The sequence below is a fragment of the Acinetobacter higginsii genome, from assembly GCF_000369845.1.
GTDB lineage: Bacteria > Pseudomonadota > Gammaproteobacteria > Pseudomonadales > Moraxellaceae > Acinetobacter > Acinetobacter higginsii.
Genome location: NZ_KB850211.1, coordinates 572,244 through 590,264, shown reverse-complemented (window position 1 = coordinate 590,264; position 18,021 = coordinate 572,244). Strand labels below are relative to the sequence as shown.

Here is an 18,021-nt window from a genome sequence, read left to right as displayed (position 1 = left end):
TGAAATAGAAAAGCATGTTCTCTAGGAGTTTATACAATGCAGTTTTCGCTAAAATATATTATAGCGCTGACGGCAGGCTTAAGTTTAAGCCCGTTACATGCTGAAATGGTACAGTCTTCATCATTAACCAATGATGTGGAAGGTTCTAACTTGGCTGCCCGCGTACTAAGCAAAGATTCTCAAAATTTTAATTCTCGTTTTTCAAACGTTAATAGTCTTTCAATCACTGAGAGTTCAGGTGACAAAGTACGTCGCCAAACGATCGCTGCTAAGATCGATATCCCAGCAGAAGAGCCTTCAGTGATTGAAAAACTGAATACTGTTGCTTCGAACACCGTTCGTAAATTCAGCCAAAATGGCGTTGCATCATGGTATGGTCGTCAATTCCATGGTCGCAAAACAGCAAGCGGTGAAACATTCGATATGAATGCCATGACTGCTGCACACCGTAGCCTTCCTTTGAACTGTTATATCCGTGTAACAAACAAAGACAACGGCAAAAGTGTTGTTGTAAAAGTTAACGATCGTGGTCCATTCCATGGTAACCGTGTTCTAGATTTATCTTATGGTGCTGCAAAGCAACTTGGTATGTCTAGTTCAGGTACGGGCAATGTGAGCATTGAACGTGTTGATGGTCCTAATTCTTAATCATTAAGACCATTACTAAAAAGCCGCTTATTGCGGCTTTTTTATTTTTATCTATTACATTTGTTAATGCTTTACGCCCCATCCTATTCTTCGGTATATTGAATCAAGAAAAATGAATACTGCAAGGAGTGCGCTGTGAAATCAATTGACGAATGGTTTGATGAATATAGTGACAGTCACCAAAACCAAACCAACAAAAAAATCCACTGGGTCTGTGTTCCTGCAATCTTATTTTCGATTATCGGTATTCTGGCGCACTTTAGTACGCTACTCACCGCGCTATTGCTGATTTTAACTTTGGTGTTTTATGCACGTCTGGACATCGTACTTGCAATCGCAATGGCTGCTTTATTAGCCATCATGGCGTGGCTAATTGTGATCCTACCTGTGGGGATTGGGTTCTATATCGGTGTTTTTGTGATTGCGTGGATCGGACAATTTTATGGGCATAAAGTTGAAGGTAAGAAGCCTTCATTCTTTAAAGACTTGCAATTCCTTCTGATTGGCCCTGTATGGTGCATGGACGCTTATTTAGCTAAAGTCCTACCTAAATGGAAAATTCGTCAAAAATCAGCGCTTACAAGCTAATTTAGCGTACATCTTGCAAACGACCAACCAAGGGAAACTATTATTGATAGATTTTCCCTTGGTATTTTAGCCAACCGTCAATGTGTTTTCCACGCGGATCATGATGGGTCCAGTGAATCACTCCACCTTTTTGGCTGTATTCATATTCACCATAAAACTCCACCGTAGCGCCCTTTTTCAACCCTTCGATTCTTGGGGCTAAATCAATGTTGTGTGCGATCAATACGGTTAAACCATTCTCCAGTTTAAGAATCATTTTCTGATGTCTTGAACCTTCATTGTCATCTGGCAAAATCGCCTTTACAACACCTTGTGCTTGAACTTGCACATTACTTCGCTGCTGCTGATAGGCTTGCATGATCTTATGCTGATCATCCACAGACACATTGCTATTTGTAGTCGGTGATTGACTGCTTGTATTTTGTTTTTGCTTTAAGTCAAAGCCGAAATAAGCTGCAATCAACACAATGATCGCAATAATGATCAGATTATTTTTTTGAGTTTTCATATTTACCTTTTATCAGACACAAAATAGCAAAATGCCAATCGAATTGATTGGCATTTTGATCATACAACGTCTATCACATTTAGAATAGTCGGTTCATACCATTCAAAGCCGCAACACGATATGCTTCAGCCATGGTTGGATAGTTGAATGTCGTTTCCACGAAATACTTCAAGGTATTATTTGGACTGTGCATCACCACTTGCCCAATGTGAATAATCTCTGCTGCATTGTTACCAAAACAGTGAATACCCAAGACTTCTAAAGTATCACGATTGAACAGAATCTTTAATTCACCGACGGTATCACCAGTAATCTGTGCACGTGCCAAATGACGGAAAGAAGCCTGACCAACTTCGTAAGGCACTTTCTCTTCAGTCAGTTCTTGCTCAGTTTTACCAATTGAAGAAATCTCTGGAATGGTATAAATACCTGTTGGTACATCACGGATTGGCTTCACATTCTTTTCGCCTACCATGTTTGCACCTGCGCAACGACCTTGGTCATACGCAGCGGAAGCGAGTGAAGGCCAACCAATCACATCACCTGCCGCATAAATATTTTCAGCTTCAGTTTGATATTGATCATTGACCATCAACTGACCACGACCATTCGGTACTAGACCCACATTTTCCAAGCCTAGACCATCGGTATTACCTGAACGACCATTACACCATAAGATTGCATCTGCCTTGATCTTCTTACCGCTGAGTAAATGTAAGACCACATGATCATCAAAAGTTTCTAAACGATCAATTTGCTCATTGTGACGAATCAATACACCTTGTTCACGTAAGTGATATGACAATGCATCGGCAATTTCATCATCAAGGTAGCTTAAAAGCTTTTGCTGGGTGTTGATCAAATCAACTTTATGATCAAGTCCGATGAAAATAGAAGCGTATTCACAACCAATTACGCCTGCACCATAAATAATGATTTTCTGGATTGAATAATCAAGATCAAGAATCTTGTCCGAATCAAATACGCGCGGATGATTGAAATCTAAACCTTTCGGTTGGTATGGACGGCTACCTGTTGCAATCACGATTTGCTTGCAAATAATGGTATCTTTGATGCCATCCTGACCAAAAATCAGTACGGTGTTTTTATCTTGGATATACGCACGACCATGGAAAACTTCGATTTTATTGCGATCATAAAAACGTGTATGCGTATCAACTTGCTGTTGAATAACTTTATGCGCATTGCGTAGTACCTGTTTCATGGTGAATTGTTTCCACTCACCTACTTTTTGAAACATTGGGTCACGTTGATAACGAATAATACTTGAAACTGTTTGACGTAAAGCTTTACTTGGAATTGTGCCTACGTGTGCACAGTTACCACCGAGTTGATCACGAACATCAACGATTGCAACACGTTTACCTGCTTTTGCAAGCTTCATTGCCGCGCCTTCGCCAGCTGGGCCAGAACCGAGAATTACTGCATCATATTTAACAATATTCCCACCAACGACCTCTTTCTTACGTGGCATTCAAAGCTCCTTTGTCTCTTAACCGTTTTGCTATATATATGATAACCAATATGCAGCCAGATGATGTATTTCACAACTATATATTTTTATATATTTACATTTTCAAAATGAATACCACTTTTCATGCTTTATTACGGTAAATTTGACTATAATAACGGGATATCTCAAGTCAAAGGCTGTAGAAATTATATGTCTGAACACCGTAAACCTGAACAGGGTATAAAACTTCGTGGCGCGGAAAAAGTCGCGAGAATTCCTGTAAAAGTTATCCCTACGGTTGAAGTACCTCGCAAACCTGACTGGATTCGAGTCAAGATGACCGCTCCAGAAGAAGTTCAGCGTATCAAAACAACCTTGCGCTCGCAAAAACTGCATACCGTATGTGAAGAAGCGGCTTGCCCCAACCTACCAGAATGTTTCGGTGGTGGTACAGCAACTTTCATGATCATGGGTGATATCTGTACCCGTCGCTGTCCATTCTGTGACGTTGCACATGGTCGTCCAAATGCTTTAGATCCAGATGAACCACGCCACATGGCAGAAACCATTTCCAATCTTGGCCTCAAATATGCCGTGATTACCTCGGTTGACCGTGACGACCTTTTGGATGGTGGTGCGCAACACTTCGTTGATTGTATCAAAGAAGCCCGTGCATTAAGCCCAAAAACCCTATTGGAAATTCTGGTGCCTGACTTCCGTGGTCGTATGGACATTGCCTTACGCATCATGACTGAATGTCCGCCAGATGTATTCAACCACAACATTGAAACTGTGCCACGTTTATATAAAGCGATGCGTCCAGGTTCTGATTATCAGCACTCTTTAACGCTGTTAAAAATGTTTAAAGAATACTGCCCTGATGTCCCAACCAAATGTGGTTTGATGGTCGGTATCGGTGAAACTGAAGAAGAAGTGATTGCCCTACTCGATGATCTTAGAGCACATGATGTTGACTACATTACCATTGGTCAATATCTACAGCCATCTAAGCAACATGCGCCGATTGACCGCTTTGTTACACCAGAAGAATTCGAGCGTTATGCTGAGCATGGCCGTAAACTTGGTTTTAGAAATATCTGGTCTGCACCAATGGTTCGCTCAAGCTACTTTGCTGATCGCCAATACCACGGTGAACCTGTACCAGCAGTACGTCGTAAAGTTGATCCTGCCAAGAAAATTGCAGTTCAAGCAATTGAAGCTTAATGTTGAGATGGGCGTACTTCGGTGCGCCCCTCGATTGCATTCTTAGCAAGTCATTGAGAATTAACACTCAATCCTAAAATCCTCTAAACTTTTTCCCTTTTCTTGCAACAGATGATAGACAAAATCAGTATCGAACTTAAGCATCAACTTGATTGCATCATGAATTTTCCAAAAATATAATTTAGGGTCATCCATCATTTTATCCAGATGCGTCTTTAATAAGGGAATATATTCCCTATATTGTTTCTTTTCGATCACCCAAAAAATACTATTAATTTCAAAAGGCGCAGTATTCGATTGCTCAATAATTTTTGCAACATAAGGAAAAATTTTCCCTCTCGCCAACTCATCTAAACCCGCATCCGACTTTGCTGCCCAATAACTGACAAATGCACTTAATACATGCTGCAAAGTATCATCATAACCATGTAAGCGATGGTCTATCCAGCCACTCAATTGATTTGTATCAAATAAGTGTGTCAGCGCATTAAAGCCCTCATCCTGCCCCCAATGGGTTAACAGTTTAGCGGCATCAAAAACCACAACATCTTCTGTATGAAGAAGCAGCTCAACAACCCGATCAATTCGATCTTGAGAAATATCTACCAAGTCCAATTCTTCAGCAGTACATGCATAATCTGCGTGATCAGGAATATCCGTTAATAAAGCCAAAATTTCTTGATTCATCAATCTTCCTAATACAAAAAAGGAGCAAATTCTTGCTCCTTAATTTTGATTATGCTAAACACTTAAGCAATATGCTTTTGCACTACAATCGAACCGACAGAATAACCAGCACCGAATGAAGAGATCACGGCATACTCACCATCATTGACCTGCTCACCAGTACGATGCATCGCAATAATCACACCTGCAGACGAGGTATTGGCAAACTCATCCAGAATGATCGGTGCACGCTCTAAATCAGCCTCTTTACCGACCACCAATTTCAAAATCAGTTCATTCATATTGGCATTGGCTTGGTGCAACCAGAAACGCTTGATTTGTTCAGCGCTTAATTCAAGTTTTTCCAATTGTGCAGTAATGATTTTTGCAACCAGTGGACAAACTTCTTTAAAGACTTTACGACCGTCTTGACGGAATAACTTGTCGTCAACAACTGCATCTTCACTACGGTTTAAGAAACCAAAATTGTTACGGATATTATTTGAGAACTGCGTAAACAAATGGATATCTAGGATTTCATAACCCGATTTAGTTTCAGTTTCTTCAATAATTGATGCCGTCGCAACATCACCAAAGATAAAGTGTGCATCACGTGTACGATAGTCTAAATGACCCGATGTAATTTCAACATTGAGCAATAACACACGACGTGCGCCACATTTCACTGCATCGTAGGCTTGTTTCAAACCAAACGTTGCAGCAGAACATGCCACATTCATGTCATAGGCATAGCCTTGAATACCCAAAGCTGACTGGATTTCAATTGCAACCGCTGGATAGGCACGTTGCATATTTGAACATGCCAAAATTACAACGTCGATATCTTGTGCGGTAACACCTGCATTTTCCATCGCCTGCTTAGCAGCAATAACACCCCACTCTGCTTGAAGTGAAAGTTCATCATTACTACGCTCTTGCAAGCGCGGACGTAAACGTGTCGGATCAAGAATACCTGATTTTTCGGCCACATAACGGCGTTGAATACCCGATGCTTTCTCAATAAATTCAGGGCTTGAGCCACGAAGTGCTTCAATTTCGCCAGCTTCAATTTGCGCTGCGTTATCTTGGTTATACTGTTCTACATAAGCATTTAAACTTTCAACCAATTCTTCATTGGAAATAGATTCGGTTGGGTGGAATAAACCTGTACCTGTTATACGGATGCCCATGTAAAACTCCTGTAAAGAATGCTTCTAACTTTCATATTTCTCAGTTTAACCGATTGCTAATCGATCCCATAGTTTTTGTAATCTAGTTGGTGAAATAGGCAGCTTTGTTTTCATCGGCTGAGAAAACAAAGAAATTCTAAATTCTTCCAACATCAAATACAGTTCTTTGATTTTAGGATCATTTTTAAATTTAAATACTTTGTCCATCCATGGATCGACATCATCAATTGCAGCAAGGTCTCGTTGTAGATTATTGGGCAAACGATCTAAACGCAATAGCAGCGCTTTTAAATAACGCGGGTATTCCTGCCAAATTTCAGCAGGACGGCTATAAACAAAGTTTGCTAATGACATTAAATCAAGTTGATCTTCAATATCATCCACACTTCGACCAAAGATGCTTTGATCCAACACCAATAACTCACGGCGGATCTGCTGCCATTGGGTAAATATTTCAGTTAAATCATTTAATGTCTGTTGACCATTTGCTAAAAATTGCTTTTTAGTTTCAGTGAGTAACTGCTGAAACTCAGCCGCATTTTTTGGTAGATCTTGAATTGAAACCTGCAAGGTTGCATAGATCAGCATTTGTTCCAGTTTTGCTCGATCACCTAATGGTGAATAAGCCAAAGCCAAGGGCTTGGAAATCTGTTTTTTCAATTGACGGATTAAATCCCCCAACTGCATATGCACCAAGCGAATCACCCCTTCTCGATGTTGCTTAATCGCTTCATCTTGGTCATTAAAGGTTTGAATCACCACGCCAGATTCATCTTTGGCTTCAAGCTCAGCAAATAGTTTAGTTGGAACCAAAGCCTGATATTGCTTGATCACAACACCTGTTACTTTTTGCGATGCTTCGAATACAAAATTTTCAGGGAAGGTCTGGAACTCACCTTGTTGCTGTTTCACTGGACGATGGGTTTCAACGCGACAACGTGCTTTTAACTCGTCTAAATCACGCCCTTGTGCAATTAACTTGCCTTTCTCATCTACAATCTTAATAAAAGGAATGAGATACTGATCGATACGTTCAAAAGAAAAGTCTTTTTCCGTAATCTGCTCACCGCGTAATGCAAAAGCTAGGTAACTAAATAAATGCTCGCGCAAATGGACCGCATCAATCCCTTGCATCAATTTTCTGGCAGTATCTGGGATCGGCACCAAATTACGACGCTTGTCTTTAGGCAGTGCCTTTAACAAAGCCTCAATCAAATCCTGACGCCACCCCGGAATACCCCATGACCACTGCTTTTCATCGACTTGTGGCAATGCTTGAACGGGAATTTTGACGGTTGCACCATCTTCGTCATGACTTGGGTCAAAACGATAGCTGGCAGCAAGTCGCAGTTGTCCATTATGCAAATAATCAGGGAATTGTTGCGTGGTTGGTCGATCATTCATCCACAATGCATCATCTTCCACAAAGAGATAACGCGGATTTTCTGGTTCTACTGTTGCGCGCCAATCTTCAAAACTGCGACGACTGGCAATTTCCTCAGGCACTTTTTCTGCATAAAACTGATAAATGGTTTCTTCATCCACCACCAAATCACGACGACGTAATTTATCTTCAACCCGTTCGACTTCTTCGAGTTTGAGTAAGTTGTGCTTTAAAAATGGCGGTGTAATACCCAAATTGCCCGTGGTCAGTCCATCACGTAAAAAGATTTCATGTGCCGCAGCTTGATCCACTTTTTCAAAGTTAATCATTCGCTTTGGCTCAATGATTAAACCGAATAGCGATATTTGTGCATAGGCATTTACAATGCCCGCTTTTTTCGACCAATGAGGTTCAAAATAGTGATATTTCAATAAATCACGCGCAGCCAATAGAATCCATTCAGGATCAATTTTTGCCAAAGTCCGTAAATACACTTGTGAGGTTTCCACCATCTCAAATGCCATGACCCAAGCGGTATTGGTCTTGTGTAAGGTACTGGCAGGAAAAACTTTAGCCTTCTGTTGGCGCACTGCCATAAAGGTATTACGTTCATCGGTTTTATTTGCAATAAATGAAAGTAAGCCCGTGAGTAAGGCACGATGTAGGTTTTCATAGTTGGCTGATTTTTCATTAAAACTAAGTTTTAAACCCTCTGCCAATTCAACCAATTGCTGATGGGTTTGCTTCCACTCACGAAGGCGTAACCAACTTAAAAAGTGCTGGCGTGCAAATTGACGACGCTTATTTTCAGTTTGTGTTTCGGGACTGGTTTGCAGCGTATTCCAAAGTTTTAAATAAAATAAAAAGTCTGAGTCAGCTTCTTTAAACAGTGCATGTTTTTGATCTGCCTGCATTTGCTTGTCCGCAGGACGCTCACGCGGATCTTGAATGGCTAAAGCACTGACAATAATCAAGGTTTCTTTGAGCACACCAAAATGAGCCCCGCCAACCAACATACGTGCTAAACGTGGGTCAATTGGCATACGCGCCATCATTTGACCGACTTTGGTTAAATCATTCTTACGTTCATTTAATGCACCTAACTCAACCAAGAGCTTACGTCCGTCATTCACCAAACGGAAATCAGGTGGCTCAATAAAATCAAAATCTTCTAGATTGCCCAAACCTAAGCTTTGCATTTGCAAAATAACAGAGGCTAAGTTGGTCCGTTTAATTTCAGGTTCAGTAAACTCAGGACGACTTAAAAAGTCTTCTTCACTGTATAGACGAATACATACACCCGCAGCAATACGACCACAGCGGCCTTTACGCTGGTTGGCTGCAGCTTGTGAAATCGCTTCAATCGGTAAGCGCTGTACCCGAGAACGGTAGTTATAACGCGAGATACGAGCAAAACCACTGTCAATCACATAGCGAATATTCGGAACCGTCAATGCAGTTTCAGCCACGTTGGTCGCAATAATAATGCGTCGACCTTTGCCACTTGGACTAAAAATCTTTTGCTGTTCAGCCAGTGCTAAACGTGCATATAAAGGCAACACCTCAGTATGACGAGGACCATATTTTTGCAGCGTTTCCTGCAATTCACGGATTTCCTGCTCTGTACTGGCAAAAATTAAAATATCCGCATATTCAGGATGACCTTTTGCTTCAGCATCGGCAAAACACTCTTCTACTGCTTGTACTACAGCACGCGGTAAATTTTCTTCGAAATCATCAAATTCATCATCATCACTACCGACAATACTCAGTTCAGAGATCGGACGATAACGCAGTTCAACCGGAAAGCTACGGCCTTCTACTTCAAAAATAGGCGCATCATAAAAATATTGGCTAAAACGGTTTACATCCAGAGTCGCCGAAGTCACGATGACTTTTAAATCAGGACGTTTTGGCAAAAGCTGCTTGAGATAGCCCATGATGAAGTCAATATTGAGTGAGCGTTCATGCGCTTCATCAATAATGATGGTGTCGTATTTCGAAAGAAAACGGTCATTGGTCAATTCAGCCAACAAAATACCATCGGTCATCAAACGGACGATCGAGTCTTGCGAGCCTTGCTCATTAAAACGAATCTTAAAACCAATTGATTCGCCAAGCTTTTCGCCCACCTCTTCTGCAATACGTTGCGAGACACTTCGAGCCGCCAATCGACGTGGCTGAGTATGACCAATCATCCCAGTGAGTCCACGCCCTGCCAGCATCGCGATTTGTGGAAGCTGTGTGGTTTTACCCGAACCGGTTTCACCAGCAACAATAATGACTTGATGCTTTTGAATTGCCGCAATTAAACGATCTGCGTATTGAGTGACAGGCAGGTCTTGATTCAGCTTGATCTTGGGAATACGCGCTAAGCGTAGTTTGACTTTATGGTTAGACTGTTCAAATAGTTTTTCAATTTCTGCTGTTTCTGTTTTTTTATCTTTGCGCAGTCGATTTAAACGGTGACGGTCACGTGCCATAACCAATTGATCTACATTTAAATGACTCTGCACTGAACAGCTTTCCTGAAAAATAAAATAATCGGCTATTTTACGCCTTAAGCCCTTGCTATGCAAAGAAAGCTTTTCATTCTCTTCGCGACAGAATGCAAAACTTAGCTTATTTAGCCCATACCTCTTTTTATTCCCTGATCGTTTTACACATACATACGATGTAGAAAATTTAATCGTATATCTTGGTTTTTTATATATTTTTATCTTTTTTCAATTTTACCCTTGAATTTTGCTGACGTAGACTTCATGTTGTTATGCACATTAGTTTTGGATCTTTTGTCATGTTTGCTTCATCTCGATGCAGTCAAATAGGACAGATATTCTTGGGTGAAAGTCGTTTTTATTGAGTTATTCAATTTTCCGATTTTAGTCATGTAAAAATACTATTTCCCCAATAACTAAAAATTATTTATTCTTGACCACGTAAACAAGTAAGGCGTTAGCCTCTCAATAAAACCTCAATCATGGAGACAATGATGAGCTTAATTAATACTGAAGTTAAACCATTTAAAGCAACTGCGTACCACAACGGTCAATTTGTTGACGTATCTGAAGCTGATCTTAAAGGCAAATGGTCTGTTGTATTCTTCTACCCAGCTGACTTCACTTTCGTATGTCCAACTGAGTTAGGCGACCTTGCTGACAACTATGCTGAATTCCAAAAATTAGGCGTTGAAATCTATGGCGTGTCTACTGACACTCACTTCACGCACAAAGCTTGGCACGACACTTCAGAAGTTATTGGTAAAATCCAATACCCATTGATCGGTGACCCAACTTGGACACTTTCTAAAAACTTCGACGTATTAATCGAAGCTGCTGGTCTTGCTGATCGTGGTACTTTCGTAATCGATCCAGAAGGCAAAATCCAAATCGTTGAAATCAACGCTGGTGGTATCGGTCGTGATGCTTCTGAACTTCTTCGTAAAGTTAAAGCTGCTCAATATGTTCACGCTCACCCAGGTGAAGTTTGTCCAGCTAAATGGAAAGAAGGCGAAGCTACGCTTGCTCCATCTATCGACTTAGTTGGTAAAATCTAATTATTTAGATTAGACCAATTGGTTTGAAACCACCCTTTTTAGGGTGGTTTTTTTATTGATTATTTTTATCAATCCAAGCCCTATTTCACACCCAAAATTTATAGCTATTTTTTTACAATTCTTATACTTATAAATTTATAGCAAGCTTCATTTATGAATTGTCAGACGGTTACAGTTGGAGTACTGTCAAAGAATAGAACACCAGAGTTATTAACCATGTACTAAAAGATCAAATCAAAATGGGGACAAATATATGGAAAAACCAGTTGTTGTAACCTCTTGGAAATATGATGTTTCTTCACGCTATTTAAAAATTTTCTATAGCAATGGCTCAGGTGAGCTTTATCATCCCGTTCCAGAGTTTATCTACAATAATTTACTTCGCACCAATGATAAAACTGCCTTTGTGCATAAATATCTAGAATTTGATCTGCATTTTAAACGACTCTGTATTTCAGCTTAAAAAACAAAAAATCAGCCCGATTGGGCTGATTTTCGTTGTATCTCACTTCAGCTTTAAGCAGCATCTTGCTGTTCAGCATATTTCTCTAACATCTTCTGTTTGGCTTCAGGATGGACATTTATTCTGTCCAAATTACCTTTATAGTGTTGCACCACTCGATCATCCATAATTTTTGACCACCAAGATGGAATAAATGCTGGCAGAATCATGGCACCATAACCAGCAGGTAATTGTGGCGCATCTTCAAAATGACGCAAAGTTTGGAAGCTTCGAGTCGGATTGGCGTGATGATCTGAATGACGTTGTAATTGATACAAGAACAAATTGGTCACCACATTATTATTGTTCCAGCTATGCTCTGGCAAAGTACGTTCATATTGGCCATTTTCTTTCTTTGCACGCTTTAAACCATAATGTTCAATATAATTCACAGACTCAAACAAGGTAATTGCATAAGCAGCTTGCGTGACTTGGAATGGTACTGAACGCATACCAAACTTGCTAAACATGGCAGCATGATATACAGCTGACATTGCCCAACCATGAATTAACTCATTTTCCTTACAGAAAAAAGGTAGTTTCTTACGTTCTAAACGGTTTTTCTCAATTTCGATCGCCGATTTGAAGCTACCAATCACAGTACGCGGTAAAAATTTCCAAAAGCTTTCGCCAAATTGTGACGATGCAGGATCTTCAGGTGTTGCAACGCGACGATGATGTCCATAAGGATGTTCAATTCGGAAATGGTTATAACCCGATGGCGCTAAAGCCAAATGCGAAAGATAATGCTCTAAACGTCCGCTCTTATGGCTCAGTTCATGTGCAGTATTAATCGCAATTCCATTGACCATGCCCACCAAAGTTCCCAATAAGACTTGATCTGCAACTGGGGTGTCTTTACGACTGGCTAAATAAGCCCCATAAATATTGGTTGCATATTGTAATGGAATAAAAAGTTTAACAATTCGAGCGTAATACGGATCGGCTTCTAAATCCGCGATTGCATCTAATGGCGGGTTTTCGGTGTCTTCACCAATCAATTTATCTAATGTTGGAATAACGCCATGAATAAATAATGGCCCAAATGAAGCGAAGAACTTTTTCGTTTTTTTAGGGCCAAATTGATAGCCCGCCAAACCACCCATTGCAATGGTCGGTACAGCCAAACCTAATAGCCATAAATGACGTTTCTTATCCTTAAATGTTGTTGTCGCTTGCTCGACATCCAGTTGAGTATGCATATTCATTAGAAATTCCTCAATCAAACACAAAATGTTTTGCTTGAATTGATTGTGCCCCTTCACCGGTCCTCTATATTATCATTTTAAGACTTGCTATTATCATTTTAAGACTTTACTGAGTTTTTCTTGTGCAAAAGCAGCAGATCCCAGTTATTCCATCACGTTATTATTTACGACTGATTGAAATTTTAATCGGTACGCATCAATACGATAATGATTTGTTGATAGCTGTGCAGCGAGAACTGGCAAAAACAGAATTATTATCGATTCGGCAAATTGAACAATTCATTGAGATTGGTTTAAGTCTGCCCAATACCCAAGACTTGGCCTTTGAACTGGGTAAAAATATAAAGCTCAGCTCACATAGTCTCGTCGGTTATGCACTCATGACCAGTCCTAATCTGGAACATGCACTTAGGCTGATTGCACAATATTTTAGACTGATTATGCCAAGTTTTAAGCTCAGCATTCAGTTTCCAACAGGCTCACAAAAAGTTGAACTATTATTTGAACCAATTTTGCAGATGAATAAGCAATGTTTGGCCTTTCATATTGAAGCGATTGCCGTAGCGTTCTACTACAGCCTATTAGAGTTGGCAGGTCAGCAATTACAACGTTATCAAGTCTATTTGAGTGTTCCAGAGCCAAGCTATCAAGAACGTTATTTAACCTTAGTAAAAGCCAATTTCCACTTTAACTATACTTGGCTTTCAGGTATCCGCGTGGTGATTGATCAGCAGCAATTAGCACTCCCCTTACCTTTGGCAGATGCACATAGTTTAAAAATAGTTGAACAACGCTGTCAGGAACAAATCCAGAAGATCTATCATCAAGGCGAAATTGTGGAATGGGTCAGCATGATGTTACGACAAGCCAATCAAGTCCCAACCCTCATGGAATGTGCCAAAGTCTTAAATATTTCCACTAAAACCTTGCAACGCTATTTGCAGCAACAAGGTGTGGAATTTCAAGCGTTAAAGCAGCAGATCAGCACTGAGCGTGCGATTGAGTTATTAGAAAATTCTAGCTTTACCATTACCCATATTGCCTATGAACTGGGTTATTCTAATCCTGCCAATTTCACCCGTGCATTTAATAAAGTGATTGGCTGTAGCCCTCAAGCATATCGACTACACCATCAAAGTAAAATCAATTCACTTCAACACCACCATACATAAACCTGCACCAATCGGCAGAATGGTGCTCATGTAATCTTCATCATCTTTAATTAGTTCGAGGAATTCTTTCACCTCTGCGGCGTGAGAAATCACATTATCAACAATTAAAGTACTTCCCGAAGACTGCAATAAACGCTTTAAGTCTTGCCAGTAGCTCACATAACTACCACGTTCAGCATCAAGTAAGATCAAATCATAAGGTTCAGTCGCTTGGGCCAGATAATCAGCAGCATCCCCCACCCAAAAATCAATAAACGGCTCTAAGCCAAATTCTTCAGCATATTTTTTTGCTTGCGCACTGCGAAAGGCATTAATTTCTAGGGTTTGTACAACCCCACCAACGCTTTTACCTGCTTCTGCCAACCAAAGTGTTGAATAGCCTGTAGATGTCCCAATTTCTAGAATCCGTTTTGATCGTTGAGTACGAACCAACATCGCAAGTAGCTTAGCTGACTCAGCTTCAATATTTCGGTAGCGTCTTAAACGATCAGACTGTCGAGCATCATGTTGTTTAAACTCATCATATAAATCAGAGATACGTTTTAAAAATACAGTGCTGGTCATATCTGATCCCCCAACTACGCTTATGCAAAGTGTATTGAATTTAAGTCGTTTGTATTAGTTTAAAGCGTGGCAGAATTTGACCATCATCGAGCTGAACGGTTTCGCTAAACATTGCCAATGGACGTACCCACATTGAGTAATCACCATATAAGCATTGATAGACCACCAATTCCTCTTCGGTTTCACTATGACGAGCCACATTAAACACTTGATACAGCTGACCTTTATAGTGTTGATAAATGCCACGTTGTAAGGTCATATTACTTACCCTTTATTTATGCCACGAAATGATTGCAGTTATATAACAACTTTGATTGTACTCAAATTTTTTGTGAAAGAAATGTTCAAAAAATAGTAAATTTATTAAAAATTCAAAAAACCGATCAAACTCATAAAAACATACTGTTTTACCTATTCAGTACTTTTGCGTACTATAGCCTCATTGAATGAATTTAGCTGATTTAAAAGTCTTAGCGTTTGGAGAAATACATGTTAGATCAAAATATTAAAACTCAATTAAAAGCTTACTTAGAACGTTTAGAAAGTCCAATCGAGTTGGTTGCTGCTTTAGATGACTCCGACAAAGCAGAAAAAATTAAAGAACTCGTGACTGAAATTGCTGAACTTTCTGACCAAGTTACGGCGCGTTTTGACGGTTCAAACGCTCGCCGTCCTAGTTTCGGTGTGGCCAAAGCTGGTGAACAACCACGTGTGTTCTTTGCTGGCTTACCGATGGGACATGAGTTTACTTCTTTGATCTTGGCATTATTACAAGTATCAGGTTATGCGCCTAAAGTCTCTGATGAAGTACTCACTCAGATCAAAGGCTTAAACTTGACTGCCAACTTTGATGTGTTTGTATCGCTTAGCTGCCATAACTGTCCGGATGTGGTTCAAGCACTCAACTTGATTGCGATTAACAATCCAAATACCACGGCAACCATGATTGATGGTGCCTTCTTCAAAGACGAAGTTGAAGAACGCAAAATCTTGGCTGTGCCAATGGTGTTCCAAGACAATCAGCATATTGGTCAAGGCCGTATGACCTTGGAAGAAATCGTTGCCAAGTTGGATAGCAATTCAGCTGAGAAAGATGCAGCCGCAATCAATGCCAAAGATGCATTTGATGTATTGGTGATTGGTGGTGGGCCTGCAGGTGGTACAGCGGCGATCTATGCAGCACGTAAAGGCATCAAAACGGGTATCGTGGCTGAACGTTTTGGCGGTCAAGTGATGGATACCATGGACATTGAGAACTTCACCACAGTACAAAAAACTGTGGGTCCTCAGTTCGCTCAAGACATGGAAGCACATGTCCGTGAATACGGTGTCGATATCATGAACTTGCAACGTGTCAGCAAGATCACTGGTGCAGATCAAACTGCCAATGGTCTAGTTGAGGTTGAACTAGAGAATGGTGCCAAGCTTGAATCGAAAACTATCATCCTGTCTACAGGTGCACGTTGGAGAGAGATGAATGTACCGGGTGAAGCTGAATACCGTACTCGTGGTGTCGCATACTGCCCACACTGTGATGGTCCATTATTCAAAGGCAAACGTGTTGCCGTGATTGGTGGTGGTAACTCTGGTGTTGAAGCAGCGATTGACCTTGCAGGGATTGTTGAGCATGTGACTTTGGTTGAATTTGATACCAAACTTCGTGCGGACCAAGTATTGCAGGACAAGTTAAATAGCTTGCCAAATACCACGGTAATCTTGAATGCACTCAGTACTGAAGTGGTTGGTGATGGTGCACAAGTAACGGCATTGAAATACAAAGACCGTGCCACTGATGTTGAACACACAGTTGAACTTGCAGGGATCTTCGTACAGATTGGTTTATTACCAAACACAGATTTCTTAAAGAACAGTGCGGTTGAGTTGAGTAACCGTGGTGAGATCGTGATTAATGATCGCAACGAAACCAATGTCAAAGGTGTCTTTGCCGCAGGTGACTGTACTACCGTGCCGTACAAGCAAATCATCATTGCCACAGGTGAAGGTGCGAAAGCATCACTGTCTGCCTTTGATTATATGATCCGTTCTGGCGTATAAGTCTACTCAGAACATGTGCACGCACTTACATTTTCCGATGTAAGTGCGTGTTTTTTACAAGTTATCAACAAATTTTCAACTTTATTATTCATCAAGTTTATGTTTATATTTTCGGTATCCATATCCAATTGGATGCCACAAAGAAAAGGAAATAGACAATGAATAAATTACTTGTTGCATTAGGTCTTGCTGCTACTGTTGCGCTTGTAGGCTGTAATAAAGATAAAGCACCTGAAACTGGTGCAACCACGGGTGAGCATTTAGAACATGCTGCTGATCAAGCTGGTGCAGACGTTCAAAATGCGGCTGATGCAGCTGCGAGCAATGTTGCAACTGCTGTAGATACTGCTGGTGATCAAATTGATGCTGCTGCTGATCACACTGCAACTGCAACGGCTGAAGCTGCTGCTAAAACTGAGGCTGCGGCACGTGATGCAACAGCTAAAGTTGCAGGCGCTGTAGAATCAACTGCTGCTGATGTGAAAGAAAAAGCTCAACAATAATTGAGTTGAAATAAAAAAGCCTCTGTTTACAGAGGCTTTTTTATTGGTCTGAATTAACTTAATAAACCTTCATCGCGCATTGCAATTTGTACAGACTGACGTTCAGCCACTTTATTACGCAATGCAATAATATTGATATAAGGCGTTAAGTCATGCTCAATGTGATTTGACCAGTTGGTAAGAACAAATAAATAGGCATCCGCAGGACCAAAGTTATCATCGACCAAATAATCACAATCCGATTCAGCTAAATAGTTGTCGATATATTTAAGCAAACGATCAACTTCTGCATATGCTTTGGTTTTCTCATCATCAGTGAGTTTACCGCTAAAGAATACTGAATAGGCATCATGCAATTCTGAGTTCAAATAGCCTAACCACTCTAGGACTTTGGCACGCCCCATCCCCGATGGTGGGATTAAATCCTGTTTTGGATCATGCTGTGCTAAAAACGGCAAAATTGCCACATTCTCAGTTAAAATTAGACCTGGATTAATTTCCAAAGCAGGTACATAGCCTTTTGGATTAATCTCGTAATAATCTGCACCTTTTGAAGTTTTATGTGTTTTTAGATCAACTCGTTCTAAATCAAAATCGACATTTATTTCATTTAAAATAATATGGGCTGCCAATGAGCATGCACCAGGTGAATAATACAACTTCATAATTGATCCTTGTTATCTAACAACTTATGCCCTAGAACGTTCCTACGAAACTCGAGAACAGAAATAACCAAAATTTATAATAGCTTTCATGCTAAGAACATCTACACCACTACT

The 18,021-nt window shown here is 40.4% G+C and carries 17 protein-coding genes; 8 read left to right on the top strand and 9 right to left on the bottom strand.

Annotated elements, in window-relative coordinates:
• Nucleotides 1-36: 36 nt before the first annotated feature.
• Nucleotides 37-648 (top strand): septal ring lytic transglycosylase RlpA family protein, encoded by a 612-nt coding sequence (locus tag F885_RS17180; RefSeq protein ID WP_004806381.1) that lies wholly within the window; start codon nt 37-39, stop codon nt 646-648.
• Nucleotides 649-783: 135 nt separating this feature from the next.
• The gene (locus tag F885_RS17185) at nt 784-1,236 is read left to right on the top strand and encodes an Mpo1 family 2-hydroxy fatty acid dioxygenase (RefSeq protein WP_005313173.1); all 453 of its coding nucleotides are present in this window, start codon (nt 784-786) and stop codon (nt 1,234-1,236) included.
• A gap of 40 nt (nt 1,237-1,276) precedes the next feature.
• Here F885_RS17185 and F885_RS17190 read toward each other — a convergent pair whose 3' ends face one another.
• Both F885_RS17190 and sthA read right to left on the bottom strand, forming a co-directional pair.
• Entirely contained in the window at nt 1,277-1,744 is a 468-nt protein-coding gene (locus tag F885_RS17190) for a DUF3465 domain-containing protein (protein ID WP_005313170.1), read from the bottom strand.
• Nucleotides 1,745-1,823: 79 nt separating this feature from the next.
• On the bottom strand, nt 1,824-3,239 hold the full coding sequence (gene sthA, locus F885_RS17195; RefSeq protein ID WP_004806376.1) for a Si-specific NAD(P)(+) transhydrogenase: 1,416 nt from the start codon (nt 3,237-3,239) through the stop codon (nt 1,824-1,826).
• A 189-nt stretch (nt 3,240-3,428) separates the two neighbouring features.
• On the opposite strand from sthA, the gene lipA reads away from it, so the two are divergent.
• A complete protein-coding gene (lipA, locus tag F885_RS17200; RefSeq protein ID WP_016539771.1) occupies nt 3,429-4,442 on the top strand; it encodes a lipoyl synthase in 1,014 nt (337 codons plus the stop codon).
• A 60-nt stretch (nt 4,443-4,502) separates the two neighbouring features.
• Here the strand turns inward: lipA and F885_RS17205 are convergent, their stop codons facing one another.
• The 3 genes from F885_RS17205 to hrpA all read right to left on the bottom strand — a co-directional run bounded on the left by F885_RS17205 (nt 4,503) and on the right by hrpA (nt 10,198).
• Nucleotides 4,503-5,129 carry a hypothetical protein gene (locus tag F885_RS17205; protein ID WP_005313163.1) on the bottom strand — a complete coding sequence of 209 codons (627 nt, stop codon included), beginning with the start codon at nt 5,127-5,129 and terminating at the stop codon, nt 4,503-4,505.
• Nucleotides 5,130-5,191: 62 nt separating this feature from the next.
• Nucleotides 5,192-6,298, bottom strand: a complete 1,107-nt coding sequence (locus tag F885_RS17210; RefSeq protein ID WP_005313160.1) for a beta-ketoacyl-ACP synthase III — start codon at nt 6,296-6,298, stop codon at nt 5,192-5,194.
• Nucleotides 6,299-6,343: 45 nt separating this feature from the next.
• Nucleotides 6,344-10,198: an ATP-dependent RNA helicase HrpA gene (gene hrpA, locus F885_RS17215; RefSeq protein WP_005313155.1), complete on the bottom strand. Its 3,855-nt coding sequence runs from the start codon at nt 10,196-10,198 to the stop codon at nt 6,344-6,346.
• 476 nt (nt 10,199-10,674) lie between these two features.
• Here hrpA and ahpC point away from each other — a divergent pair, with 476 nt between their 5' ends.
• Together ahpC and F885_RS17225 are read left to right on the top strand one after the other, a co-directional pair.
• Nucleotides 10,675-11,238 (top strand): alkyl hydroperoxide reductase subunit C, encoded by a 564-nt coding sequence (gene ahpC, locus F885_RS17220; protein ID WP_004654049.1) that lies wholly within the window; start codon nt 10,675-10,677, stop codon nt 11,236-11,238.
• Nucleotides 11,239-11,491: 253 nt separating this feature from the next.
• A complete protein-coding gene (locus F885_RS17225; protein ID WP_005204416.1) occupies nt 11,492-11,701 on the top strand; it encodes a KTSC domain-containing protein in 210 nt (69 codons plus the stop codon).
• Nucleotides 11,702-11,754: 53 nt separating this feature from the next.
• Here F885_RS17225 and F885_RS17230 read toward each other — a convergent pair whose 3' ends face one another.
• A complete protein-coding gene (locus F885_RS17230) occupies nt 11,755-12,948 on the bottom strand; it encodes an alkane 1-monooxygenase (protein WP_005313151.1) in 1,194 nt (397 codons plus the stop codon).
• A gap of 122 nt (nt 12,949-13,070) precedes the next feature.
• Between F885_RS17230 and F885_RS17235 the strand changes: the two genes are divergently transcribed.
• A complete protein-coding gene (locus F885_RS17235; protein ID WP_005313149.1) occupies nt 13,071-14,120 on the top strand; it encodes a helix-turn-helix domain-containing protein in 1,050 nt (349 codons plus the stop codon).
• On the opposite strand, the gene F885_RS17240 is transcribed toward F885_RS17235, so the two are convergent.
• The gene (locus F885_RS17240) at nt 14,097-14,684 is read right to left on the bottom strand and encodes an O-methyltransferase (RefSeq protein ID WP_005313146.1); all 588 of its coding nucleotides are present in this window, start codon (nt 14,682-14,684) and stop codon (nt 14,097-14,099) included. The genes F885_RS17235 and F885_RS17240 overlap by 24 nt on opposite strands.
• Before the next feature lie 40 nt (nt 14,685-14,724).
• Nucleotides 14,725-14,943, bottom strand: a complete 219-nt coding sequence (locus F885_RS17245; protein ID WP_005204420.1) for a DUF1653 domain-containing protein — start codon at nt 14,941-14,943, stop codon at nt 14,725-14,727.
• 230 nt (nt 14,944-15,173) lie between these two features.
• On the opposite strand from F885_RS17245, the gene ahpF reads away from it, so the two are divergent.
• On the top strand, nt 15,174-16,739 hold the full coding sequence (ahpF, locus tag F885_RS17250) for an alkyl hydroperoxide reductase subunit F (protein ID WP_005313143.1): 1,566 nt from the start codon (nt 15,174-15,176) through the stop codon (nt 16,737-16,739).
• Between the two features lie 158 nt (nt 16,740-16,897).
• On the top strand, nt 16,898-17,242 hold the full coding sequence (locus tag F885_RS17255; protein ID WP_004806359.1) for a hypothetical protein: 345 nt from the start codon (nt 16,898-16,900) through the stop codon (nt 17,240-17,242).
• A 53-nt stretch (nt 17,243-17,295) separates the two neighbouring features.
• Here F885_RS17255 and F885_RS17260 read toward each other — a convergent pair whose 3' ends face one another.
• Entirely contained in the window at nt 17,296-17,907 is a 612-nt protein-coding gene (locus F885_RS17260; protein ID WP_004654065.1) for a glutathione binding-like protein, read from the bottom strand.
• Nucleotides 17,908-18,021 lie beyond the last annotated feature (114 nt).

Coding starts and splice junctions, on each gene's coding strand:
- F885_RS17245 (WP_005204420.1), bottom strand. CDS start 14,943: ATGACCTTACAACGTGGCATTTATCAACACTATAAAGGTCAGCTGTAT.
- F885_RS17255 (WP_004806359.1), top strand. CDS start 16,898: ATGAATAAATTACTTGTTGCATTAGGTCTTGCTGCTACTGTTGCGCTT.
- F885_RS17240 (WP_005313146.1), bottom strand. CDS start 14,684: ATGACCAGCACTGTATTTTTAAAACGTATCTCTGATTTATATGATGAG.
- F885_RS17210 (WP_005313160.1), bottom strand. CDS start 6,298: ATGGGCATCCGTATAACAGGTACAGGTTTATTCCACCCAACCGAATCT.
- lipA (WP_016539771.1), top strand. CDS start 3,429: ATGTCTGAACACCGTAAACCTGAACAGGGTATAAAACTTCGTGGCGCG.
- F885_RS17190 (WP_005313170.1), bottom strand. CDS start 1,744: ATGAAAACTCAAAAAAATAATCTGATCATTATTGCGATCATTGTGTTG.
- F885_RS17225 (WP_005204416.1), top strand. CDS start 11,492: ATGGAAAAACCAGTTGTTGTAACCTCTTGGAAATATGATGTTTCTTCA.
- F885_RS17260 (WP_004654065.1), bottom strand. CDS start 17,907: ATGAAGTTGTATTATTCACCTGGTGCATGCTCATTGGCAGCCCATATT.
- F885_RS17230 (WP_005313151.1), bottom strand. CDS start 12,948: ATGAATATGCATACTCAACTGGATGTCGAGCAAGCGACAACAACATTT.
- ahpF (WP_005313143.1), top strand. CDS start 15,174: ATGTTAGATCAAAATATTAAAACTCAATTAAAAGCTTACTTAGAACGT.
- F885_RS17180 (WP_004806381.1), top strand. CDS start 37: ATGCAGTTTTCGCTAAAATATATTATAGCGCTGACGGCAGGCTTAAGT.
- F885_RS17205 (WP_005313163.1), bottom strand. CDS start 5,129: ATGAATCAAGAAATTTTGGCTTTATTAACGGATATTCCTGATCACGCA.
- ahpC (WP_004654049.1), top strand. CDS start 10,675: ATGAGCTTAATTAATACTGAAGTTAAACCATTTAAAGCAACTGCGTAC.
- sthA (WP_004806376.1), bottom strand. CDS start 3,239: ATGCCACGTAAGAAAGAGGTCGTTGGTGGGAATATTGTTAAATATGAT.